General features: G+C 61.4%; 22 protein-coding genes. 9 read left to right on the forward strand and 13 right to left on the reverse strand.

Annotated features, from left to right (window positions below):
* Positions 1 to 61 precede the first annotated feature (61 nt).
* Genes Ga0074115_RS01510 through Ga0074115_RS01535 form a run of 6 tightly spaced genes read right to left on the reverse strand, consistent with a single transcriptional unit; the run spans position 62 to position 6,222 of the window.
* On the reverse strand, positions 62 to 1,075 hold the full coding sequence (locus Ga0074115_RS01510; protein WP_060528136.1) for an MraY family glycosyltransferase: 1,014 nt from the start codon (positions 1,073 to 1,075) through the stop codon (positions 62 to 64).
* Positions 1,063 to 2,199, reverse strand: a complete 1,137-nt coding sequence (locus Ga0074115_RS01515) for a glycosyltransferase family 4 protein (RefSeq protein WP_057956134.1) — start codon at positions 2,197 to 2,199, stop codon at positions 1,063 to 1,065. The genes Ga0074115_RS01510 and Ga0074115_RS01515 overlap by 13 nt, the downstream gene beginning before the upstream one ends.
* Before the next feature lie 5 nt (positions 2,200 to 2,204).
* The gene (locus tag Ga0074115_RS01520; RefSeq protein ID WP_057956135.1) at positions 2,205 to 3,071 is read right to left on the reverse strand and encodes a class I SAM-dependent methyltransferase; all 867 of its coding nucleotides are present in this window, start codon (positions 3,069 to 3,071) and stop codon (positions 2,205 to 2,207) included.
* Positions 3,068 to 4,138 (reverse strand): glycosyltransferase family 4 protein, encoded by a 1,071-nt coding sequence (locus Ga0074115_RS01525; protein ID WP_060528137.1) that lies wholly within the window; start codon positions 4,136 to 4,138, stop codon positions 3,068 to 3,070. Before Ga0074115_RS01525 ends, Ga0074115_RS01520 begins: the two co-directional genes overlap by 4 nt.
* A complete protein-coding gene (locus Ga0074115_RS01530; RefSeq protein WP_057956136.1) occupies positions 4,135 to 4,764 on the reverse strand; it encodes a class I SAM-dependent methyltransferase in 630 nt (209 codons plus the stop codon). Before Ga0074115_RS01530 ends, Ga0074115_RS01525 begins: the two co-directional genes overlap by 4 nt.
* A gap of 27 nt (positions 4,765 to 4,791) precedes the next feature.
* Positions 4,792 to 6,222, reverse strand: a complete 1,431-nt coding sequence (locus Ga0074115_RS01535) for a lipopolysaccharide biosynthesis protein (protein ID WP_057956137.1) — start codon at positions 6,220 to 6,222, stop codon at positions 4,792 to 4,794.
* A 177-nt stretch (positions 6,223 to 6,399) separates the two neighbouring features.
* Here Ga0074115_RS01535 and Ga0074115_RS01540 point away from each other — a divergent pair, with 177 nt between their 5' ends.
* Complete coding sequence (locus Ga0074115_RS01540) at positions 6,400 to 8,310, forward strand: polysaccharide biosynthesis protein (RefSeq protein WP_057956138.1); 1,911 nt, start codon at positions 6,400 to 6,402, stop codon at positions 8,308 to 8,310.
* 9 nt (positions 8,311 to 8,319) lie between these two features.
* Here Ga0074115_RS01540 and Ga0074115_RS01545 read toward each other — a convergent pair whose 3' ends face one another.
* From Ga0074115_RS01545 to gpmI, 5 genes are read right to left on the reverse strand one after another with little or no spacing between them, the layout of a single operon-like run.
* Entirely contained in the window at positions 8,320 to 8,868 is a 549-nt protein-coding gene (locus Ga0074115_RS01545) for a DJ-1 family glyoxalase III (protein WP_082626819.1), read from the reverse strand.
* On the reverse strand, positions 8,796 to 9,638 hold the full coding sequence (locus Ga0074115_RS01550) for a divergent polysaccharide deacetylase family protein (protein WP_060528138.1): 843 nt from the start codon (positions 9,636 to 9,638) through the stop codon (positions 8,796 to 8,798). Before Ga0074115_RS01550 ends, Ga0074115_RS01545 begins: the two co-directional genes overlap by 73 nt.
* A gap of 3 nt (positions 9,639 to 9,641) precedes the next feature.
* The gene (locus Ga0074115_RS01555) at positions 9,642 to 10,976 is read right to left on the reverse strand and encodes a S41 family peptidase (RefSeq protein ID WP_060528139.1); all 1,335 of its coding nucleotides are present in this window, start codon (positions 10,974 to 10,976) and stop codon (positions 9,642 to 9,644) included.
* Complete coding sequence (locus Ga0074115_RS01560; protein ID WP_057956142.1) at positions 10,973 to 12,247, reverse strand: murein hydrolase activator EnvC family protein; 1,275 nt, start codon at positions 12,245 to 12,247, stop codon at positions 10,973 to 10,975. The genes Ga0074115_RS01555 and Ga0074115_RS01560 overlap by 4 nt, the downstream gene beginning before the upstream one ends.
* A 5-nt stretch (positions 12,248 to 12,252) precedes the next feature.
* The gene (gene gpmI / locus Ga0074115_RS01565; protein ID WP_057956143.1) at positions 12,253 to 13,803 is read right to left on the reverse strand and encodes a 2,3-bisphosphoglycerate-independent phosphoglycerate mutase; all 1,551 of its coding nucleotides are present in this window, start codon (positions 13,801 to 13,803) and stop codon (positions 12,253 to 12,255) included.
* 219 nt (positions 13,804 to 14,022) lie between these two features.
* Between gpmI and Ga0074115_RS01570 the strand changes: the two genes are divergently transcribed.
* From Ga0074115_RS01570 to Ga0074115_RS01595, 6 genes are all read left to right on the forward strand, one after another.
* Positions 14,023 to 14,385: an ArsR/SmtB family transcription factor gene (locus Ga0074115_RS01570; protein WP_005964249.1), complete on the forward strand. Its 363-nt coding sequence runs from the start codon at positions 14,023 to 14,025 to the stop codon at positions 14,383 to 14,385.
* Between the two features lie 125 nt (positions 14,386 to 14,510).
* A complete protein-coding gene (locus tag Ga0074115_RS01575; protein WP_005964253.1) occupies positions 14,511 to 14,927 on the forward strand; it encodes a rhodanese-like domain-containing protein in 417 nt (138 codons plus the stop codon).
* Between the two features lie 30 nt (positions 14,928 to 14,957).
* Positions 14,958 to 15,428, forward strand: a complete 471-nt coding sequence (secB, locus tag Ga0074115_RS01580) for a protein-export chaperone SecB (RefSeq protein WP_057956144.1) — start codon at positions 14,958 to 14,960, stop codon at positions 15,426 to 15,428.
* A gap of 6 nt (positions 15,429 to 15,434) precedes the next feature.
* The gene (locus Ga0074115_RS01585) at positions 15,435 to 16,442 is read left to right on the forward strand and encodes an NAD(P)H-dependent glycerol-3-phosphate dehydrogenase (protein ID WP_057956145.1); all 1,008 of its coding nucleotides are present in this window, start codon (positions 15,435 to 15,437) and stop codon (positions 16,440 to 16,442) included.
* A gap of 230 nt (positions 16,443 to 16,672) precedes the next feature.
* Positions 16,673 to 18,529, forward strand: a complete 1,857-nt coding sequence (gene asnB, locus Ga0074115_RS01590) for an asparagine synthase (glutamine-hydrolyzing) (RefSeq protein WP_060528140.1) — start codon at positions 16,673 to 16,675, stop codon at positions 18,527 to 18,529.
* A 17-nt stretch (positions 18,530 to 18,546) separates the two neighbouring features.
* Positions 18,547 to 19,737, forward strand: a complete 1,191-nt coding sequence (locus tag Ga0074115_RS01595) for a glycosyltransferase (RefSeq protein WP_060528141.1) — start codon at positions 18,547 to 18,549, stop codon at positions 19,735 to 19,737.
* Here the strand turns inward: Ga0074115_RS01595 and trmL are convergent.
* On the reverse strand, positions 19,721 to 20,185 hold the full coding sequence (gene trmL / locus Ga0074115_RS01600) for a tRNA (uridine(34)/cytosine(34)/5-carboxymethylaminomethyluridine(34)-2'-O)-methyltransferase TrmL (protein WP_057956150.1): 465 nt from the start codon (positions 20,183 to 20,185) through the stop codon (positions 19,721 to 19,723). The genes Ga0074115_RS01595 and trmL overlap by 17 nt on opposite strands.
* A gap of 36 nt (positions 20,186 to 20,221) precedes the next feature.
* On the opposite strand from trmL, the gene Ga0074115_RS01605 reads away from it, so the two are divergent.
* Together Ga0074115_RS01605 and Ga0074115_RS01610 are read left to right on the forward strand one after the other, a co-directional pair.
* Complete coding sequence (locus Ga0074115_RS01605) at positions 20,222 to 21,190, forward strand: dihydroorotate dehydrogenase (protein WP_057956149.1); 969 nt, start codon at positions 20,222 to 20,224, stop codon at positions 21,188 to 21,190.
* A gap of 71 nt (positions 21,191 to 21,261) precedes the next feature.
* Entirely contained in the window at positions 21,262 to 22,521 is a 1,260-nt protein-coding gene (locus Ga0074115_RS01610; RefSeq protein WP_060528142.1) for an HDOD domain-containing protein, read from the forward strand.
* On the opposite strand, the gene Ga0074115_RS01615 is transcribed toward Ga0074115_RS01610, so the two are convergent.
* Positions 22,518 to 23,540 carry an AI-2E family transporter gene (locus Ga0074115_RS01615; RefSeq protein ID WP_060528143.1) on the reverse strand — a complete coding sequence of 341 codons (1,023 nt, stop codon included), beginning with the start codon at positions 23,538 to 23,540 and terminating at the stop codon, positions 22,518 to 22,520. The genes Ga0074115_RS01610 and Ga0074115_RS01615 overlap by 4 nt on opposite strands.
* Position 23,541: the final 1 nt, after the last annotated feature.

Consider the following 23,541-nt stretch of genomic DNA (forward strand, 5'->3'; position numbering starts at 1 on the left):
CAGGAACCAAACCAGAATAGAAATAGAGCGGGCCGTGCCCGCTGCCCCGATGGCTTTGCGCTCAGCCGTTACTTTCAGGCCGCCCGGCCCCGATCTTCAGCCCCAGTAGGATCAGCGGCAGATAGGCCAGCAGCGTCAGCACCACCCCCAGTGCCGGTCGTGCTGCCGCCAGCGCCGCCAGCGGCAGCAGCCAGACAAGATTGATCACCAACACCCCCAGGGTCGCCCGGCGGTGACTCCGCCAACGCCGTGACAGGATCTGGTAAGCGTGTGAGCGATGGGCGCTGTACCAGGCCTCGCCGGCCAAAAATCGCCGTGCCAGCGTCAGGGTGGCATCCACGATGAAGACGCCGAGCAGGATCAACCAGCTCCAGATCGGCAGCAGCCCGATGTTGGCGCTCTGCAGGGCGAAGATCGCCAACAGATAGCCGAGAAAGCCGCTGCCTACGTCCCCCATGAAGATTTTCGCCGGCGGCCAGTTCCAGAGCAGGAATCCAGCCGTCGCCGCAGCCGCAACCCCGAGCCAGTCGCTCAGCACTGAATCCATACCGAGCCAGCCGATCAGCAGCATCGAGCCACCGGTGACGCTGAGCGCCTCACTGCCGGCAATACCGTCGATCCCATCCATAAAGTTGAACAGGTTCAGCAGCCATACGATGCCGATCAGAAACAGCGGGTAGGCCAGCCACTCCGGTAGCCCGAGCGATCCGGGCACCCCCAACAGGACAAGCGCCCCGCCGGCCACCAACAGATGGCCGGTGAGACGCCAGCGGGCCGGGATATGGCCGTGGTCGTCCCAAAACCCCAGCAGGGCGATCAGCAGACCGCCGCCCCACAGCGCCAGGGCCAGCTCTCTGCCGCCGAGTGACGCCCATCCACCCATCAGGTAGCTACCGAGCACTGCCAGCATGAGGCTAGAGACGAATGCCAGTCCTCCACCCCGCGGGGTCGGCACCAGATGCGAGCTGCGTGCGTTAGGGATGTCCATCAGACCGCGGCGCAGGGCGTAGCGGTGCATCAGCCCAGTCAGCAGCAGGCTGCCAAGAAACCCCAGGAGAGGGATCAGCCAGTGCATAGTTCGCGATAGAGTTGCATTGTCGACGCCACCACCGCCTCCAGCGAGAATTCGGACTCGGCGATCGCCCGTCCGCGCCGCCCCATCGCCAGGCGCACCTCCCTGTCAGCGATCAGGCGCAACAGCGCCTCCGCCAGTGCCTCACTCTCCCCAGGCGGCACCAGCAGGCCATTCTCGCCATCACGCACGATCTCACGGCAGCCGGGGATATCGGTGGTGACGATCGCCCGTCCGCAGGCGGCGGCCTCGATCAGCACCTTCGGCACCCCTTCACCGTAACAGGAGGGGAGGCAGACCAGGTTGGCCTGGGCGAACACGCCAGGCATGTCGGTGCACCGCCCCCACCACTCGACCACCCCCTCCCTGTGCCAGCTCTCCAGCTGCGATTGCGGGATTGCCGCCGGATTACCCGAGTCGGATGCCCCTGCCAGAACGAATCGCGCTTGGGTGCCACGCTGATTCAACAGCCGGGCCGCCTCGACAAACTCCCCCACCCCCTTTGACCAAAGCATGCGTGAGGCGAGTATCAGCAGCGGCTTACCGTCCGGCTCGGGCCGGGGAGCAAACGCCTGCATATCGACCCCCGAGCCTTTGATCAGCACCTGCCTGTTGCGGGCAACGATGCCCGCTCGTTCCAGCTGTTCGCCGTCATCGGGATTCTGCACGATGACCCGGCTGTTGCGATGCCTCAGGGCCAGCCTCAGGCCGCGCCCGACAACAAAGCGCAGCAGCCGAGCCTTCAGGCTCTGGTGGGAGTAGAGATAACCGAGTCCGGTGAGAGCATTGACCACCGCCGGCAGTCGCGCTAGGCGCGCCGCGATACCGCCATAGAAGACCGGCTTGATCGTCACATGGTGCACCAGATCCGGTCGAAGCCCACGATAGAGGGCCAGCAGCGAGCGAAACGCAGTGATCTCGCCAAGTGGATTGATGCCGCGACGGCTCATGCGGATCGGATGGTGCCGCATGCCCTGTTGGACGATCGTCTCCACCGCCGGACTCTCCGGAGTCGCCACATGCACCTGCCAGCCGGCATCCGCCATCGTCCGGGCCAGCGGCAAGCGATGGGAGAGGAAAAAATCCGCATCGTTGACCACATAGAGGATCTCTCTCACTGCCGGCATCCCGTTCAACCCCGCGACCGCAGCAATACATCAAAACTGGAGATCAGCAGTTGCTGGTCCGGAATCTGCTGGAATGCTTGATTCAGCTTGGCTCGCGCCAGGGGCAGTGCATCCCAGCGCTCCTCCCCGCACACCTCGACCGCAAACCCCGCCGCTTCGAAGCGTTTCAGCATCTCACCGTAGCGGATCCGGTTGGTGTAGAAGCCGGAGCTGGCGAAAAAATCGCTCTCCCACAAACGCTTGGAGAAGCGCAGGTTGTTGAGGCTGGCGGCCAGATGATCCTTCAGGTCGACCTGATGCGAGCAGAGTCCGCCGGAGCGCAGGATGCGCCGGAACTCAGCCAGGGTCGGGTCGAACTCGGCCAACCGCACATGCTCCAGCACCGCCTGGGAGAAGATCAGGTCGATGCTGTCGGCCTCAATCTCATGCAGACTCTTCAGCCCTTCGGTCAGGTAACGAGCGCCACAGGCAGAGAGGATCATATCCAGCGAGCCGGCCTGAGAGAGATCGGGAGGATTGAGTCCCTGCGCCTTTAGATATTCCGCCAACGCCCGATAGGTCTGCGGGTCGGCGTCGGCAAAGGCCCCTACATCGACCAGCACCGCCTCTCCCCCATAGGCTGCGACGATCAGCGCCGTTGCAATCGAATCACCCGGCCCCAGCTCCAGCACGCGTGCACCTGCCACTCTATCCGCCATACCGGCTTGGGTGAGGTGGCGTTCGAAGACCTTCAGCGCATACTCTTGAGGCGCCATCCGGCCATGCTGAAAAATCCCCAGCCGGTGCCAGAGACGATAGGCCACCGGCAGCCGGCTGAGCAGGATTTTAATCACGATCTTCAGCCACCAGGGGACGGCTTGTTTGATGTTCATGCTGATTGGTACTCGATCAGTCGCTGAAGCAGGCCGGCCAGTTTGGGCGCAGTCAGCGCAGTGCAGTAGTGTTGTTCAACTCGCCGGCGGCCCGCCGCACCCTGCTCGATTCTGAGCTGACGGTCGTTGCGCAAGCGACTCAGGACGTCGACCCACTCATCCATCGAATCGGCCAAAAAGCCGTTTACGCCCGGCTCCACGACATCGATGTTGGCGCCAATCCGCGAACCCACCACCGGGCGGCCACAGGCCATGTACTGGATTAGTTTGTAGCCGCACTTGCCCCGCGACCAGGGGGTATCGGGCAGCGGCATGATGCCGACATCGAAGTCGAGGATATTGACCACCTCATCCGCCTCTGACCAGCTGCGATGTTCGATCGGCACCCCCTTCAGCTCAATGGAGTCGGCCCCCACCAGCAGCAGTCGGGCCTGATGGTCACGACAGATCTCGGTCAACGCCGGTTCGATCAGCTTGAGGTAGGGGGTGTTGATCGGTGAGCCGATCCAACCGATGACAAACGCCTCGCTTTCCACGGCAGGCCTAGCCTCATAACGCGCCAGATCGATCACCGTGGGCAGGATCTCCACCCAGCGCGCACCGGTGCGCTCAGCCCGTTCCGCCAAATAGCTGTTGCCGGCGATCACCAGACTGGCACCACGCATGACCTGGTCGAGTTTGTTTCCCAACAGTTGGCGGATCAGCTTGCGGCGGTGCAGATCGTAGCGATGGAAGATCGCGTCATCATAGTCCACCACATAGGGGACCTTGAACAGCGATAGCAGCTGTTCGGCCAGCGCCGGCAGCCAGGGGAAGAGTTCCTTTTCGATCCACAGCACGTCGAACTTTCTGGCCCGCAGCAGCTGCTGCAGCCGCTGAAGATAGCATCTGAACACCCCTGCCGTACTGACCTGCCCCTGGTACTTCTGTTTCAGGTAGTCATCACTAAACAGCGGCGCGACCTCCACCTCGATGCCCTGGCCTTGCAGATAGGGCAGATACTGGTAGGAGCGGATACGGCTGCTGGCGCCCATGCGACCGTAACGGCTCAACAAAAGCACCTTCATGCCGGGCTGTCCCCACCCTTCTTTACCAGCTGATAGCGCACCTCATAGCAGGGAAACAGGTAGCAGAGGTTCTCCTCGTAGAACTCCATCAGGTAGGTATTGAGGTTGAACAACAGCTGCCAGATACGCTTCAGGCCATAACGCACATAGAAGGGGCGTGGGGATTTGAAGATCAGCTTCACCGCCCGGATCTCAAACGCATTGAGCTGCTGGTAGTTGTGCACCCGACGGCTAAACAGCCGGTCTTCCGCCAGATAGGAGAAGCTGTAGAGACCGAAGGGACGCTGATGCGTGTAGTCGGAGTAGTAGTAAGGATTGGAGAAGTGCGGCGCGACAAACAGCAGCTTGCCGCCGGGGCGGATTACCCGGGCCAGCTCCCGCATCAACCCCTCGATATCCTCCACATGCTCGACAAAGTGGTAGGAGGAGACCGAGGCGACGGCATCGTCCGGAAGCTGCCGCAACACATCCAGCACATCACCGACAATGTCCACCGCCTCGTGATCGAGGGCATCAATGCCGATCGCCTTGGGATCGCGCTTGCGGGCGCCACAGCCCAACTCCAGAGTGAGTTCACTGCGCCCCTCTACATGCTCCAGGAGTTTATGTTTATCGACTATCGCCATCCGCTCACTCTGCCTTCAGACTGCCTGTCAGGCATCACTTTTTACCCTGCGCCAGCGTCTTGCCAACTCATAGGTGAGGTTGCCCGGATTAAACAGCAGCAGCATCACCCCATAAACCACCAGTCCGCACAACACTCCCAGCAGCAGACCAACCACCCCCGGCGCAAAACCGATAATCCACAGCACCCCCCCCATCATCAGGGCCGCCGCGGCTATTTTAATAAAATCCTGTCGAGGGAAGGGCAGCCGGAAGTGGCGGCGTCCAAGCAAGGCGCTGATCACCACCGCGGTCAGTGCCGCTGCGACACTGGCGATAGCTGCCCCCTGCATCCCCATCTGCGGAATCAGCAGCAGATTCAGCAGGATATTCACCGCTGCCGCCGCCCCCGCAGCCCAGACTTGACCCAGGGTGTTGCGCTGTAGCTGGAACGAGAGGTCGAAATAGCCCGCTTTGATGCTCAACAGAAAGGCCGATAGGGCAATATAGGGTATCAGCTCCGCCCCCGCTGTGGAAAAATCGCGCCCCAACACCACCGCTGCCAGCCCCTCCGCCAGCACGATGATACCCGCGCTGCTGGGTAGCCCCAGCCCGAACAACAGTAGAAAATGGTGTCGGATACGCGCCCTGGCGGCCTCCTCACCCTGGTTCTCAAATGCCTGCATGATCAGCGGATAGGCGGCCAGGTTAACCACCACCATGAGTAGCGGCAGAGAGTACTGCACCAGATTGTCAGCGGCAGAGTAGATGCCCGCCTCGCTGTCACCGCTGATCGCCGAGAGCATGATCCGGTCGGTCACCGAGACCAGCGTCAGCAGCACAAAGTTGACCGCCAGCGGCCAGCCAAAATGGCCCAGCTCACGTAGCCGGCTGGCGATGTGCGGCCCTGGACGGATCATTTCACGCCAGAGTCGAAGATTGATAACAATACCCAACAGGGTAGCGAGCAACAAACCCATTAACAGGGCCACCACACTATCATAACCAGCCTCGATCAGCGCCAACGAGATCAGCAGCGCAGCGACCGACTTGACCAGGCTGGTCACCCCAAAACGGGCTGGCCGAGCACCGGAGCGCAGTAACTCCAGGGTCATCTCGAATCCACCCAGCGACCACATCAGCAACAGCGCCAGCAACACCAACCAACCCCCATCGGAGAACCAGACAAGCGCGCCGACAAAGGGCAATACCCCCAGCAGACTCGCCGTCACAAAACCGATGAGAATGGCTTGGCCCAACCCCTGGGCCGGATCCGGGTAGCGTGGACGCAGCCGGGTGATGCTTACCCTGAGCCAGTAATAGAGGAAAATGTTGAAGAAACTGACCAGCGAAAAGATTACCGAAAAACGACCATACGCCTGGGGATCCAGCAGCCGAGTGTAGAGGATCAGCGCCAGCAGATTGATCAGGCCCGGGCCGAATTTGGCAAAAAAATAGATCAGCGTGTGTCGAAGCAGCATAATATCTCTGTGATCGCAGCCAGACTGTGGCAGCCGCCCTTGTCCAATTGGGGCGCGCTGTAGCGACCGGGAGCTCTGTCTGTGGCAGAATCATCAGCCGCTGAGCCAGGCGAGCCATCGCATCATGTAGAGGCCGCCGCCGATGATACCCGAGCGAAGAGTCACACAGGAAGCGCCATGCCGCATCTGATCAATTTTATCCCGCCGCGCTTTCGCTCCACTGGCACCGCTTTTCTGCATGATCTGCTGATGGTGCCGCTGGCCTGGCTGGGTGCCTACTGGCTGCGCTTCAATCTGGAGACGATCCCCGACGACTATCTCCAGGCCGGGCTGTTTGCGCTGCTGATCTTGTTGCCGGTACAGGCCGCCACCTTCCTCTTCCTCGGGCTCTATCGGGGCATCTGGCGCTTCTCCTCACTGCCCGACCTGCTGCGCATCCTCAAAGCCATCGTCATCGGTACCGCGATTGCTATGGCGACCCTGTTCCTGATCACCCGCGGCGTCGGCATCCCCCGCTCGGTGCCTTTGCTCCACGCGCTGCTGCTAGTGGTACTGCTGAGCGGGCCGCGCCTGCTCTACCGCTGGTTAAAGGATCACCACCTCTACCTCTCCGCCGGTCAGCGAGTGCTGATCGTCGGCTCCGGCAAGGCAGGTGAGATGCTCACCCGCGACATCCTGCGCAACCGCCGCGAGGCATTCCAACCGATCGCCTTCGCCGATGACAACCGTCGCCGCCACAAGCGCGAGATCCACGGCATCCCGGTGGCTGGCGCCTGCCAGCAGATCCCCGATCTGGTCCGCGAGCACGAGATCGACCTGATCATGATCGCCATCCCCTCCGCCACCTCCAGGCAAATGCGCCGGGTGGTGGAGTATTGCGAACAGGCCGGCGTGCCCTTCCGCTCGGTGCCGCAACTGCAGGATCTGATGTCAGGCAATGTACAGATCAACCAGCTGCGCGAGGTCAGTATCGAGGATCTGCTCGGCCGCGAACCGGTCTCCCTCGACTGGCCGGAGATCCGCCAGGCGCTGGCTGGCAAACGCATCCTGGTCACTGGTGCCGGCGGTTCGATCGGCTCCGAACTGTGCCGTCAGCTCGCCGCCCTCGGCCCGGCGCAGCTGGTGCTGTTCGAGAACAGTGAGTTCAACCTCTACACCATCGAGATGGAGCTGCGCCAACACTTCCCACAACTGAATCTGGCCTACCAGCTGGGGGATGTCACCGACGCCGCTTATCTCAACCACGCCTTCGACCAGCACCGCCCACAAGTGGTGTTCCACGCCGCCGCCTACAAGCATGTGCCGATGCTCGAGCCACAGCTCCGCCAGGCGCTGCGCAACAACGTGCTCGGCACCCAAAACGTCGCGCTGGCGGCACACCGTTGCGGCTGCTCCGACTTTGTGTTGGTCTCCACCGACAAGGCGGTCAACCCAGCCAACATCATGGGGGCAAGCAAACGCGCGGCGGAGATCTTCTGTCAGAATCTGAACCGGCAGTCGCAGACCCGCTTCATCACGGTGCGCTTTGGCAACGTGCTCGGCTCCGCCGGTAGCGTGATCCCGCTGTTTCGTCAGCAGATCGCCAGCGGCGGCCCGCTCACCGTCACCGATCCGCGCATGGAACGCTACTTCATGACCATCCCCGAGGCCTGCCAGCTGATCATGCAGACCATGGTGCTAGGGCAAGGCGGCGAGATCTTTGTCCTCGACATGGGCGAGCCAGTGAAGATCAGCTACCTGGCAGAGCAGATGATCCGCCTCTCCGGCAAGACCCCCGGCGAGGATATCGAGATCGAGTACATCGGCCTACGGCCCGGCGAGAAGCTCTATGAGGAGCTGTTTCATGAGAAGGAGCAGCTGGAGGGCACCGCCCACGAGAAGGTACGGCTGGCGCGCCACCGGCGGGTCGAGTGGGCGGCGCTGAACGCCACTCTGGAGCAGATCAGCGCCGCCTGCGAGGCGATGGATGAGGCGAAGCTGCTGGAGCTGCTGCACCAGCTGGTGCCGGAGCATGGTCCCAAGCCGGAGCAAGCAGAGAAGAGCGACTCCGCCGAGGTGATCTATCTCAACTCATCGCCGCAGAGTTGATCCGGCAGATCAACGCACCAGCCCCGCCTCGACCTTGTCCCGTGTCGCCTTGCCCACCAGCCGTTCAATCAGCACCAAAGTGAAATCTATCGCGGTACCCGGCCCGCGCGAGGTGATCACCCTGCCGTCGGTCACCACCGCCTCGCCGCTCAGCCGCACCTGTGTCAATCCCAGCGCCTCCAGGGTTCCCGGATAGCCGGTCGCCTCGCGTCCATCCAGTAGACCGGCGCTGGCCAGCACCTTGGGCGCGGCGCAGATCGCCGCAGTGTAGCCACCGGCGTCGGTCAAGCGTTGCAGCAGGGAGTGAATGCGCGGGTCATTGTTGAGGTGGTCGGCGCCCGGCAGGCCACCGGGCAGTACGATCATGTCGAACCGCTGATCCAGCACCTGGTCGAGGCTGGTGTCGGGGATGATCTTCAGGCCGCGGGAGGCGAGCACCGGTTCTGCATCCAGACCGGCCGTCACCACTTCCACGCCGGCGCGAGTCAGTAGATCTGTGATGGTGACGGCTTCGAGCTCTTCACAGCCTTGGGCGAGGGGGACGAGGACGCGTGCCATTGGCTTCTCCCTTGATTGATAAGTTGTGACACTGGCACCAGTCGGATGCCTTGCTGCTCCAGCTCAGGCAGTAGTGCTTCCAGCACCTCGAGGGTCTCCGGATGGGGGTGAGCGATGCCGATCGCGTGGCCCTGGCTGCGGGCAAGCGCTAGCAGCCGCTTGAACTGGGCACGGATGGCCTCTGGCTGCCGCAGGTTGTCGAGAAACACATCCCGCCGGCCGGTGGCAACCAGATTCTCTTGAGCCGACTGTTCGGCGAGGGTTTTGTCGGTGGTGCGGCTGTCGAGAAAGAACAGCCCGGTGTCGCGGATCAACGCCATGAATTGCTGCATCGCCACGCCATCTGCGGTCATCAGGCTGCCCATGTGGTTGTTGATGCCCGCCAGATGGGGCACCGAGGAGACTGCTGCAGCCAGCACCTCCGCCTGCTCCTGGCTTGTCATCCCAGTGAGCAGGGCGCCCTCACCAAGGGGCAGCGCCTCAAGCGACTCCATCGGCAGGGGCAGCATCACCTCCCGCTCCAGGCGATACGCCTGATCCGCCTGCTGACGCGCGTAGGGAGTGTGGGGCAGAAAAGAGTAGGTGACCTTGCCGGGCAGCGCCAGGGCGCGCTCGCCACGCTGCATCAGGTTACCCATGTCATCGATGATCAGCGCAACCAGCGGCGGATCGTCCTCTGCAGGCACCTCAGGCTCAGCCGCCACCACTGCGCTGCACAGCAGCAGAGCGAGCAGGCTCAGGAGCGTGCGTGGCAGCTTTTTCAGCAACATCGATCAACCCGCATCGGGCCGATTGAAGATCGCCAACCCTTTGAGCAGATTGAGCGCTTCGTTGAGCTGATAGTCCTTTGCCAGCAGCGCGGCAGTCGCCTCCTGGTCATCCTTATTACGCTTCTCCGCCCTTTTCTTCTTCCCTTTGGCGTCACCATTGCCGTTCGATAGATGACCGGAGAGGTCGGCCTCCTTGAGTGGCGAAACGCCGTTGTTCTTCACCTTGGCAATCTCTACATCCTGCAGCTCGATGTCAGGCTTGATCCCCTCCGCCTGGATCGAACGGCCGGATGGAGTGAAGTAGCGGGCAGTAGTGAGCTTGACCGCGGAGACCTTGTTAACCGGGATGATGGTCTGCACCGAGCCCTTGCCGAAGGTGGCGCGCCCCATGATCACCGCCCGGTCGTGATCCTGCAGCGCACCGGCCACAATCTCCGAGGCAGAGGCGGAACCGGCGTTGACCAGCACCACGATCGGTGCGCCGTTGAGCACATCGTCCGGGGCCGCCTCAAAGCGCAGCGCCGAGTCGTTGATGCGACCCTGTGTATAGACGATCAGCCCCTCTTCGAGAAACGCGTCACTCACTGAGACTGCCGCGTTGAGCACCCCACCAGGGTTGTTGCGCAGATCGAGCACCAGCCCTTTCAGTGGTCCGCCCACTTTGCTCTTCATCTTCTCGATCGCCTTCAGCAGATCATCCGTGGTGTGGGACTGAAACTGGGAGATCCGCACATAGCCGAAGGCATCTTCCAGCAGCCGGCTCTTGACGCTGGTGACCTTGATGATATCGCGCACCACCTCAATCTTGAGCGGCTGCTCCTGGCCTTCACGTACAATGGTCAGGATGATCTTGGTACCGGGCTTACCGCGCATCAGCTTGACTGCGTCATTCAGGCTCATGCCCTTTACCGGGGTCTCGTCGAGACGCACGATCAGATCGCCGGCGCGCACCCCGGCATGCTGTGCCGGCGTGTCATCGATCGGTGAGATCACCTTGACGAAGCCATCCTCCATGCCGACCTCGATGCCCAGGCCGCCGAACTGACCGGTGGTGCCGACCTGCAGCTCCTTGTACTCATCCGCGTTCAGATAGCTGGAGTGGGGATCGAGACCGGAGAGCATGCCGCGGATCGCGTACTCCAGTAGCGTCTTGTCGTCCACCGGCTCAACGTAGTTAGCCTTGATCCGGCCGAAGATCTCGGCAAAGGCGCGTAGCTCTTGCAGTGGCAGCTCGGCAGCCGGCCTTTCCGACTGCTGCGCAGCGGCAACAGCAGAGAGCTGGCCCATGCTGATTGCCATCAGACCCACCAGGAAATTACGTACCTTAGCTGACTTCATGCTGCCCTTCTCAGTTGATCGGCCCGGCCGGAGCGGGGCGCTATACCATGTTTATCTGCCACCCGGGTCTGTGGCGGCTCGACCAGCCAGCCAACCCGGTTGCCGCGACTGCGCCGGCACCATTTTTTCGGATTGACTGCGCGTCCATTGTGGCGGATGGCGAAATAAACACCAGGGCTGGGACGGCCGCCACTGCTGCCAACCAGGGCCACCACCTCACCCGGCTCGACCCATTCCCCGGTTTCTTTAAACAGGCTCTGATTATAGCCATAGAGGCTCATATAACCGTCGCCGTGGTCGAGGATCAGCAGCAGGCCGAAACCACGCATCCAGTCGGCGAAGGCGACCCGGCCACGATGTACCGCCTTCACCTCGCCCCCTTCCGGGGCGGCAATCACTACCCCATCCCACTGCAGCTCACCCACATTCCGCGGCGAGCCGAAACCCGCCGTGAGTCGTCCGCGCGACGGCCACTGCAGTTTGCCTTTGCGGACGCTAAAGGGTTTCTGCTGCATCGGATCGACCGGAATGTCCGCCAGTGCCTGCTGCAGGCTGGAGAGCAGCGAGCTGAGCTGAGTTTCATCCTCCTGCAGTTGCGACAGCTCCACCCCCTTGCTGGCGAGCTGTCTGTTGAGAGAGGCAATTAGCTGTTCGCGATCCCGCTTCGCCAGTTCAAGCCGTTGTTGTTCAGTGTTTGCTTTGGCTTGCAACTGCTGCAGCCGCTGCTCCTCCTGGACGATCTCCTGCTCAATCAGATTGAGCCGTTGCAGCACCTCGTGGATCTCTGCCATCTGTTTAAGGCGCGCGGCATTAAGATAATCGTAATACACCATCACCCGGCTGACCACGGCTGGATCCTGCTGACTCAGGAGGATCTTGATCTTCTCCTGACGCCCCATGGCGTAGGCAGAGCGGATCTGTCGCTCCACGCTCTGGCGGTGTTTGTCGAGCTGCAGGCGGGCATCGGCGCGTTGGCGCTCCAGCTTGCCCATCCGCCGCTGCTGACGTTTCAGGCCAACCTCGATGACTCTGACCCGACGCGCCAGGGCACCGATGTGCTGATCGGTCTCGCGCAGGGCGATGTTCTGCTGCTGCTGTCGGCCCTTAGTCTGCTCCAGTTTCGACTGCAGCTCTTTGATACGCGATTTGATCAGCTGCAGCTCCTCGGTTTTTTCCTGGTAGTCGGGCTGTGCGGCTGACAGTGGCATGCCGCAGGCCAGCCCCAATCCGACTAGCAGCAACCAAGCCAAGCGCACCAGCTCCGGTCTCATCCCCACTACTCGGTTTCAAACCGCACCAGGGGATGCCCATTCATCTCCGTCGGCTGCTCCACCGCCATCAACTTCAGCATGGTTGGCGCGATGTCACAGAGCGCGCCGCTCTCTTCCAACTCCGCCTCGCGTCCGACATAGATCAGCGGCACCGGATTGGTGGTGTGGGCAGTATGCGGCTGGTGGTGGTCGAAATCCTCCATCTGCTCTGCATTGCCGTGGTCGGCGGTGATCAGCATCTCGCCACCGGCCCGGTGCAGGGCTTTCTGCACTCGCCCCAGGCAATGGTCAATGGTTTCAATCGCCTGCACCGCGGCCTCCATCTTGCCGGTGTGCCCGACCATGTCAGTATTGGCGTAGTTGCAGATGATGGCGTCGTATTTGCCGCCTTCGATCGCCTCCACCAGGTGGTCGGTCACCTCCTCGGCGCTCATCTCCGGGCACAGGTCGTAGGTCGCCACCTGCGGCGAGGGCACCAGGATACGATCCTCTCCCTCGAACGGCTCCTCCCGCCCACCGTTGAAAAAGAAGGTGACATGGGCATATTTTTCGGTCTCTGCAAGGCGCAGTTGGCGCATGCCGAGACGCGCCATATATTCGCCGAAGACATTGTTCAGGCGCTCCGGCGGGAAGGCCACCGGGATATCGAACTTCTTATTGTATTGAGTGAGGCTGACAAAGGAGTGGATCTTCGGCCGGCTTTTGCGCTCGAAACCATCAAAATCGTCATCGATAAAAGCCTGTGTCAGCTGACGCGCCCGGTCGGAACGGTAGTTGACGAAGATCACCACATCGCCATCTTCGATCTTTACCGGGGTGCCTCCCGGCGGCACGATCGCCGTCGCCTCGACAAACTCATCGGTCTCCTCTCGCGCATAGGCATCCCGCAGCGCCCGGCAGGCGCTCTCCGCCTGGTGGATCCCCTCACCGCGGGTCAGCAAATCATAAGCGGCCTCGATGCGATCCCAGCGGTGATCCCGGTCCATCGCATAGTAGCGGCCAATGATACTGGCGATCGAGCCATGTCCCAGCTCATCGAAACAGTCATTCATCGCCCGGATCGATGCATTGGCACTCTTCGGCGGGGTATCCCGGCCATCCAGAAAGGCGTGTACGTAGGTGCGTATCGCGCCCCGCTCCACCGCCAACCGGGCCATCGCGTGAATGTGCGCCTCGTGGCTGTGCACCCCGCCCGGCGAGAGCAGGCCGAGGATATGCACTGCCTTGCCCTTTTCGATGGCAGCATCCACAGCGCTGGTCAACGTCTGATTGTTGAAGAAGGAGCCGGTCCGGATGGAGCGCCCTACTCGGGTAAACTCCTGATAGACTACTCGCCCGGCACCTAAGTTGAGGTGCCCGACCTCCGAGTTCCCCATCTGCCCGCCGGGCAGGCCAACCGCCGCACCAGAGGTGCGTATCAGGGTGTGGGGATACTCTTTCCAGAGCCGGTCCCAAACCGGTGTCTTCGCCGAGTTTATGGCGTTGGCTTCAGTCGCTTCCCGATATCCCCAGCCATCCAGGATGAGGAGAACGACGGGTTTTAGCTTGTCCGTCATGAGCGGCGTTTAACCTCGTTTTGCTTCCCGGGCGCTGATCACCCGTGCTACAGAAAATCTGCTATTAAGGCACTTATTTGGGCGGCATACAACACGCCAATAGAGAGGGGAACTCCATCAAAGTGTGGAATCGGCAAGATCCAGCAGAAAATCTGGGGCTTCTCAAGCCCAACATAAACAGCGTATTATTGTATTAGACAATAATTAAGGCGTAACTCGATGCAACAGAAATTTGGTAAACCGAGCAAACCCGTGTTGGAAGCCGATACCGATGCTGTCGACACTCTGTTCGCTACTGATGACGATGTCGATCGGGCCTCGCGCTCACTCAAGGCCATGTCCCACCCACTGCGGCTGAAGATCCTCTGCACCCTCGGGGACCAAGAGGTCAGCGTGCAGGAGATCGTCGACCAGGTCGGCACCTCGCAGAGCAACATCTCCCAGCACTTAGCGATCCTGCGCGACAAAGGCATTCTCGCCTCGCGCAAGGACGCCAACCGGGTCTACTACCGGGTCAGTGACTTCCGCACGTTGCGGCTGATCGGCATGATGCGGGAAGTTTTCTGCACCCACAGCAGCTAAGGGTTTTCTGGATCCCAACTTGATCGAAACCCATCTCAATAATCCTCCCGGTGCGACTTAACCGGGAGCGACTCCTGTTATACACTGCCGTCACTTTTCCAAGCGTTTTCTTTCTGAGGCTTTGAATGGATCAACTCATCGAGTTCGTCACCAACCACTGGATGCTGGTACTCCCCTTTCTGCTCGTCAGCGGCCTGCTGGTACACAACCTGCTGCAGGGCGACAAGGGCAGCGTCGACCCGGTTGCCGCCACCGAGATGATCAACCGGCAGGACGCGCTGGTACTCGACGTGCGCCCCGCCGCTGACTTTCACAAGGGCCATATCATCAACTCTCTCAACATCCCGATGAATGGCTTCAGCAACCAGCTCGCCACCCTCGAAAAACACAAGCAGCGCCCGATCATCATCGGCTGCCGCTCCGGCGCCCAGTCCGCCAGCGCCTGCCAGATCCTGCGCAAACAGGGCTATGAACAGGTCTACAACCTGCGCGGTGGCATTCTTGCCTGGCAAAGCGCCAATCTGCCGATCACGCGCAAGTAACACAACTTACAGTAACCAGGAGCAGTTCCCATGACAGACCAGGAAGCAAACCAGCAGCCACAGCGCGAGCTCTCCCTGCAACGCGTCTACCTCAAAGACACCTCTTTTGAGACCCCAAACTCCCCGGCAATCTTCCAGCAGGAGTGGAAGCCGGAGACCAACATCAATATAAACAGTGAGGTCAACACCCTCGCGGATAGAATCCACGAGGTGGTGCTGACTGTCACCGTCACCACCAAGCTGGGTGAGCAGACTGCCTATCTGGCCGAGGTGCAACAGGCCGGCATCTTCAGCATCGGCGGCTTTCCGGATCAGGAGATGGGCCCGCTGATGGGCTCCTACTGCCCCAACCTGCTCTTCCCCTACGTGCGCGAAGCGATCTCCGATCTGGTCACCAAGGGCAGCTTCCCACAGATGGTGCTGCAACCGATCAACTTCGACGCGCTCTACGCCCAGCACCAGCAGAAGATGGCAGAAGCAGGCGGCGAAGCCACCCACTGAGCCTCAGTGAACCAGGCGCGCAACAAGATCGCCGTACTTGGCGCCGGCTCCTGGGGGAGCGCGCTGGCGATCCTGCTTGCGCAAAACGGCTTTGATGTGCCCCTCTGGGGGCATCTCCCGGCAGATATCGAACGGCTCGCACGGGAGCGCCAGAACCACCAGTTTCTGCCCGGCATAGAGTTTCCCGACAACCTCCAGCCCACCACCGATCTGGCGCAGTCGCTGGATGGGGCCGACGAGGTGCTGCTGGTGGTGCCGAGCCACGCCTTCAGTGCCGTGCTCAACCAGATCAAACCGCTGCTCGACCCGGCTACCGGCATCTCCTGGGCCACCAAAGGCTTCCAGCCCGGCAGCCAAAAACTGCTCTCCCAGGTAGCGGCAGAGATACTCCCCGAACACGATCTGGCGGTACTCTCCGGCCCCACCTTTGCCGGCGAGGTGGCCCGCAGCCTACCCACCGCGATCACCGTAGCCGCCTCCAGCCCAGCCCACGCCGAACGGCTCGCGGCCTACCTGCACGCCCCCTGGTTCCGCGCCTACACCAGCGACGACATGATTGGCGTACAGGTCGGCGGCGCCAGCAAAAACGTCATCGCCATCGCTGCCGGCATCGCCGACGGACTGGGGTTTGGCGCCAACACCCGCGCCGCACTGATCACCCGCGGCCTGGCCGAGATCATGCGCCTCGGCATCGCCCTCGGCGGTAAACCGGACACATTCATGGGGCTGGCCGGGCTTGGCGATCTGGCCCTGACCTGCAGCGACAACCAGTCACGCAACCGCCGCATGGGGCTGGCGCTGGCCAAGGGTTTGAGCGTCGAGCAGGCGCGTGCAGAGATCGGTCAGGAGGTGGAGGGGATTCAGACCGCCCAGGAGGTATTCCTGCTGGCCCAGCGCAGCGGCGTGGAGATGCCGATCGCCGAGCAGGTCTACCAAGTCATCTATCGGCAACTCGACCCGCGCAAGGCGGTGCACAATTTGCTCGAGCGGCAACAAAAAGCAGAATCGAACTAATAAGCCTTTGCGCGAATCATCAACAGCCGCCTTGCGGCCGCTTCATCCAGAAGCTCCCACCTGAGCAGAATTCCCGGCGCTTACCCCCCTGGGAATCCAGGTAGTATGGACCAGGTCTTATCCTTTTCTCCCCGCGTTGCCGATAACCAGCGGATGCGGTATAACCGGCGCGGTCTACCGGTCAACCACCGGGAGCCCTGCCATCCAGAAAAATAAGGGACGATTTATACATGTGTGGAATCTGCGGCATCTGCCACGACTCTGTCGAGCGCCCCATCGAGCGCCCTATTCTACAGGAGATGAACGACAGCCTAATCCACCGCGGGCCGGATGGTGAAGGGCTGTTTGTCGAGGGCAACATCGGTCTTGGTCACCGCCGCCTCAGCATCATCGACCTGGAGGGCGGCGCCCAGCCGATCTTCAACGAGGATCGCAGCATCGCCATCGTCTTCAACGGCGAGATTTACAACTACAAGGAGATCCGCGAACAGCTGCTGAAAAACGGCCACCAGTTCAAGACCCACTCCGACACCGAGGTGATCGTGCACCTCTATGAGGAGCGCGGCATTGACTGCCTAGAGGCGCTCAACGGCATGTTCGCCTTCGCCATCTGGGACAAAAACCGCCAGCGCCTGTTCATCGCCCGCGACCGGCTCGGCGAGAAGCCGCTCTACTACACCAGCCAGAACGGCGTCTTCGCCTTCGGCAGCGAACTCAAGGCGCTGCTGCGCAATCCGGACGTGAAGACCGAGGTCAATCTGGATGCCCTCGACGACTTCCTCGCCTACGGCTATGTGCCGGCACCACGCACCATCTACCAGAATATCCACAAGCTGCCGCCGGCCCACTTCCTGATCTGGGAGCGCGGCGAGATCAGCACCATCCGCTACTGGACACCGCACTTCGCACCCGACACCACACCCAGAAGCGATGATGACTATCAGGCTGAGCTGGAGGCGCTGCTCGACGACTCGATCCGCATCCGCCTGCGCAGTGACGTGCCGGTCGGCGCCTTCCTCAGCGGCGGCATCGACTCCAGCCTGATCGTGGCGCTCGCCAGCCAGCAGCTCGATAAGCCCCTTGAGACCTTCTCCATCGGCTTTTCGGAAGAGGATTTCGACGAATCGGGCTTCGCCCGCATCGTCGCCGAAAAATACCAGACCAACCACCATGAGCTGATCGTCGACAAAATTAGCCTGTTAATGTTTCCCAAACTGGTAGCCCACTTCGACGAACCCTTCGCCGACGCCTCCTCGCTGCCCACCTACTTTGTCACCCGGGAGGCAAGCAAACACCTGAAGGTCTGCCTCTCGGGCGACGCCGGCGATGAGCTGTTCGGCGGCTACGAGCGCTATCGTTGGGAGTCCCACGAGCAGCAGATGGACCGCCTCCCTAACGCAGTCCGGCGCGGCGTGCTGGGGCCCGCCGCTGGCATGCTCGGCAACCATGTGCAGGGCAAGGGCTGGCTGAGCCGCATGTCGGTGAGCGGCGCCGAACGTTTCCAGCGCAAGGTCGGACATCTGGAACCGGCCGAGCGGCGTGCGCTGTTCCTACGCAAACACCGCTCCCATGTCGACCCGGGGGCCTGGTTTTTCGAACCCCACTTCCAATATCCCGGCCTCGACGAGCAGGCGCTACGCATGGCCACCGACCAGGAGACCTACCTCTCGGAAGATATTCTGGTGAAGGTCGACCGCAACTCGATGCTCAACAGTCTGGAGGTGCGGGTGCCGTTTCTCGACCACCGCCTGGTGGAGTTCGCCAACACCCTGCCCACCAGCGTGAAGATCCGCGACGGGGTGCAGAAGTATCTGCTCAAGCGGATGCTCAAGGACAAGGTACCGGACGACATCGTGAATCGCGGCAAGAAGGGCTTTGGCATGCCCCTGAAACACTGGCTGCGCGGCAAATATTACGACTTCACCCGCGAGCTGCTGCTCGCACCCGAGAGCCGCTCGTCTAAATTTTTCGATCAGAATGAGATCCGCCGCCTGATCGATGCCCACCAGAAGAAACAGCGCAACCTGGCCGACCGCATCTGGCCGCTGCTCTGGTTCGAACAGTGGTGCCGCGAGAACAACATCTGAGCCCAGGCTAAAGCGATATGAGCGACACAAACAACCGCATCGTCGTCGTCCTGGTAATCAGCAACCTGGAGTATGGCGGCGCACAGCGCCAGATCGTTGAGCTAATCAACAACATGGATAGCAACGCCTTCGATGTCCATCTGGTCTCGCTGTCGGACTATGTGCCACTGGCCGACACCATCAAGCAGCGCGAGCAGCGTCTACACATCATCCACAAAGAGTCCCGCTTCGACCTTAAGGTCGCCTGGAAACTCTCACAGCTACTGGAGCAACTGCGCGCCGACATCGTACACGGCTACCTCTTCGACGCGGAGATCGCGGTGCGCCTGGCCGGCAGACTCGCCGACACCCCGCTGATCGTCGGCTCCGAGCGCAACACCAACTACAGCCTAAAAAAAGTCCAGCGGGCCGCCTACACACTGACCCATTATATGCTCGACCTCTGCATCGCCAACTCCCACGCCGGTGCCAAATTCAACCGCAAGACCCTCAACCAGCCAGAAGAGAAGTACCGGGTGGTGCACAACGGTGTCGACGCCGAGCGCTTCGCACCGCTGGATGCCTCGGCGCTCCGCGAGGAGTTAGGGCTAAACCCCGACACCTTCTACGTTGGCATGTTCGGCAGCTACAAACGGCAGAAGAACCACCCGCTCTTCTTCAAGGCGGTGGCACGCATCCTCGAGAGCCACCCGGATACCCGCTTCATCCTGATCGGCGACCAGCTGGCCCACGGCCTGCACGGCTCCTCCGACTACAAGCAGGAGGTGAGCGAGCTGGTGGATCAGCTCGGAGTGCGCGAATACTGCCACTTTGTCGGCAACCGCGACGATGTGGAGATGCTCTACAACGTCTGCGACATCACGGTGCTGCCCTCCCTCTACGAAGGCACCCCCAACGTGGCGCTGGAGTCGATGGCCTGCGGCGTGCCGGTGGTCGCCACCGATGTCTCCGACAACAGCTATGTGATCCCCGACGACCAGGCTGGCTACGTGGTACCACTAGGCGACGAGAAACTGCTGGCGGAGCGGGTAACCCGCTGCATCGACGATCCCAATCTGCTGCAACGACTGAAGCAAGGTGCCCGCGACTGGGTGCTCTCAGAGTTCTCCACCCGTCGCCTGGCAGAAAAGACCGAGGCGATCTATCGTGAGGCGCTGGCCGCCAAACGCGGCTGGCCCGCCGGAGCAGACCCTATCCGCCCCCGGTAAACCCCTGCTGACGCCACGCTTCGTAGAGGATCAGGGCCACCGCATTGGAGAGGTTCAGGCTGCGCACCTCCGGCCGCATCGGGATGCGCAACTGCTGCTGTTCCGGCAGCGAATCGAGCAGCGCCTGGGGCAGACCGCGGGTCTCCGGGCCGAACAGCAGCGCATCTCCCGCCTCGAACGCCGCCTCAGCATAGTTGCGCCGGGCGCGGGTGGTGCAGGCAAAGAGACGCGACGGCTGCACCGAGTCGAGAAAGGCCGACAGCGAAGCGTGCTCGCGCAGCTCGGCCCACTCATGGTAGTCGAGGCCGGCACGGCGTAGTCGCTTGTCGTCCAGCTCGAAACCGAGCGGCTGAATCAAATGTAAACTGCTGCCAGTGTTGGCGCAGAGGCGTATGATGTTTCCCGTGTTAGGCGGAATTTCCGGCTCATACAGCACTACATGAAACACCTCAATCTCCTCCACAAGCAGACGACACAAAACACCATGACGACGCAAAACCCCTCCCCCCTCAACATCGAATTCTGCGGCATGCCGTTCAACACGCCGATCGTGCTGCTCTCCGGTTGCGTCGGATTCGGCGAAGAGTACACACGGGTGGAAGGCTTTAGCAACCGTGATACCGGCGCCGTCTGCCTCAAGGGCACCACTGCCGAGCCACGCCTCGGCAACCCACCACACCGCGTCTATGAGACCCCCGGCGGCATGCTCAACGCCATCGGCCTGCAGAACCCAGGGGTCGACAAGGTGGTGGGTGAGATCCTGCCACAGCTCGATTTCGACGAGACCCGATTTATCGCCAATGTCTCTGGCTCATCGGTAGAGGAGTACTACGAGGTGACTCGGCGCTTCGACGACTCCCCCATCGACGCCATCGAGATCAACATCTCCTGCCCCAACGTAAAGGAGGGCGGTGTCGCCTTCGGCAACGACCCGGCGATGTCGGCGCGGGTGGTGGAAGCCTGCCGCAAGGCCACCAACAAGCCGCTGATCACCAAGCTATCACCCAACCAGACCGATATCGTCGCCAACGCCAAGGGCTGCATCGAGGCCGGCAGCGATGCCTTCTCGGTGATCAACACCCTGATGGGGATGGCCATCGATATCGAGAGCCGCACGCCGATCATCGGCAACAATCAGGGCGGCCTCTCCGGCCCAGCGATCAAGCCAGTGGCACTGCTCAAGGTGCATCAGGTGCACCAGGTCTGCCGTGACCACAACATCCCGATCATCGGCCAGGGCGGCATCAATTGCGCGGAGGACGCCATCGAATTCCTGATCGCTGGGGCCAGCGCCATCGGCATCGGCACCGCGCTGTTCTACGATCCGCACATCTGCAAAAAGATCAACCAGGGTATCGCCGACTATCTGCAGCGCCACGATCTGACTAGCGTTGACCGGCTGGTCGGCACCCTGCAGTTGCATCAGGCCCGCGCGCCCAAGTGCGGATGTTGAGCCAGGACCGGCTAACACCAAGAGAATCACCACATTATCGATCTTTTATGTAGAGCGGCTACACTTCTTGCATGTTCAAAAATACCGGCAGACACCCCACTCCCGAGCAGCTTAAACGCTTCAATCCACTCTCGGAGCTTACCCCGCAACAGCATGAGCTATTGAGCAGCTCACTCGCCATCTATACCGCTAGCGAGGGCAAGCGGCTGCTCAAGCTGGGGGCATCGGAACCCTTCAGCCTCTATCTGCTCAAGGGCAGAGTGAATCTGCACTCGGCAGATGACCGCCACACTAGCGTTGAAGCCGGTTCGACCCAGGCCAGCAGACCGATCGCCCACCTGACTCCCCGTCAATACGACGTCACCGCAGCCGAAGATGTGGAGTATTTTATGCTCGACAATCAGCTGTTGAACGACCTGATCCTCGACCAGCTGCAACAGGCGGAGCCCGAGATTCTCTTCCCCAGCGGGCAACACCATATTCCAGCGGAGACCGAAAACGATCTCTCGCAGACCCTGCTGCGCGATCTGGAGGCAGACCAGCTAGTGCTGCCCAGTCTGCCCGATGTGGCGGCACGCATCGGCCGCGCCATGGCGTCGGAGTGGGTCGCGGCAGAGAAACTGGCGCGTATCATCGAGTCCGACCCTGCGATCACAGCCAAGCTGATCCGGGTTGCCAACAGCGCTCTCTACCGCGTGATGGCGCCAGTCGACTCCTGCCTTGCAGCGGTAGTGCGACTCGGCAATAACACCACCTACCAACTGGTCCTGAGTTTCGCCCTGCGGGAGCTGTTCCAGGCCCGCTCGCCGCAAATCAAACAGCAGATGGAGGCGCTCTGGAAGCACAGCACCAAAGTCGCTGCAATCTGTTTTGTCCTGACAGATTTTATCAAGGGCTTTGACAGGGAGCAGGCGCTGCTGGCCGGACTGATCCATGACATCGGCGAGGTGGCAATCCTCAACTATGCCGAACGCTTCCCCAATGTTGCCAATGACGCCGCTCGGCTCAAGCAGGTGCGCAGCGAGATGCGCGGGCAGATCGGCAGCAGGATCCTGCAGCGCTGGGGGTTTATCGACGACATGGTGCAGGTCCCCACAGGGGCGGAAGCGTGGCTCAGAGATGGCGCTGAGGACGCCGATTACACCGACCTGGTGGTGGTCGCCCAGCTGCACAGCTACATCGGTACGGACTCTTTTCTTACTCTTCCCAGCCTGGACCAGATCCCCGCCTTCTACAAACTCGGCCTTAGCGAGCTGACCCCGGAGTTGAGTATCCAGATCCTCGACGATGCCAAAGAGCGCCTCGCGGAGGCCGAGGCACTGTTTGGCTAGGAGCCTAACAGCTCCGCCGCCAGCTGGGTCTCAAGGCGGCTGGCCAGCACAATCTTCAACACCATGGTAAGTGGCACTGAGAGAAACATACCCACCGGTCCCAGCACCCAGCCCCAGAAAACCAACGAGACAAACACCACCAGCGGCGACAGTCCCAACCCCTTGCCCATGAAACGGGGTTCAATGACATTACCCACCAGGTTATTGATCAGCAGATAACCGAGCATCACCCACAGGGCATCCATCGGGCCTAGCTGCACCAGTGCCAACAACACCGCGGGCACCGCAGCGATGATCGAACCGATGTTTGGCACATAGTTGAAGAGAAAAGCAACTATCCCCCAGAGCATCGGATAATCCACCCCCAGGAACATCAGCCAGAGCGACACCAAGGCGCCGGTGAGCAGACTGGTGGTGGTCTTGATCATCATGTAACGCTTGATGTTATCGGTAATAGTATCGATATGTTCGAGGGCCGACTCGGGCCGCTGCAGCACACTGCGGAGCTTCTCTCGGAAACCGGCGGCCTCCACCAGGATGAAGATCACTGTGATCAGGATGAACACAGCCTGGGTCAACACTCCACCCAGCGCACTCAGCAGCTTGGCGGCCATTCCCATCGCCTTGCCGGGATCGAGGTAAGTGCTGAAGGTAGCCGGATCCACCTGCACCCCCTGAGCTGTCAACCAGGCGCTAAAACCGCTGGTCTGCTGTGCCAGGCTCGCCTGGTATTTCGGCAGGTTGCTGGAGAAGTCGTTGACCGCACCGCCGACCAGCCAAGCCAGCACCGCACCGATGCCGATAATCAGCGCGATCACCAGCAGCATCGCCAGCCAGCCCGGCAGGCCTCGCTGACGCAGCATGAATAGCGGTGGCGCGGCGATCACCGCGACAAACAGAGCCAGCAGAAACGGCACCAGCAGCTCGGTGGCCGCCTTCATCCCAGCCACGAGCAGCACGATCGATGCGCTGACTATAAAGAAGCGTGAAGCAGACGAAAAACCGGCTGGAGATTGCATA

The sequence above is a fragment of the endosymbiont of Ridgeia piscesae genome (assembly GCF_001443665.1).
Lineage (GTDB): Bacteria > Pseudomonadota > Gammaproteobacteria > Chromatiales > Chromatiaceae > Endoriftia > Endoriftia persephonae.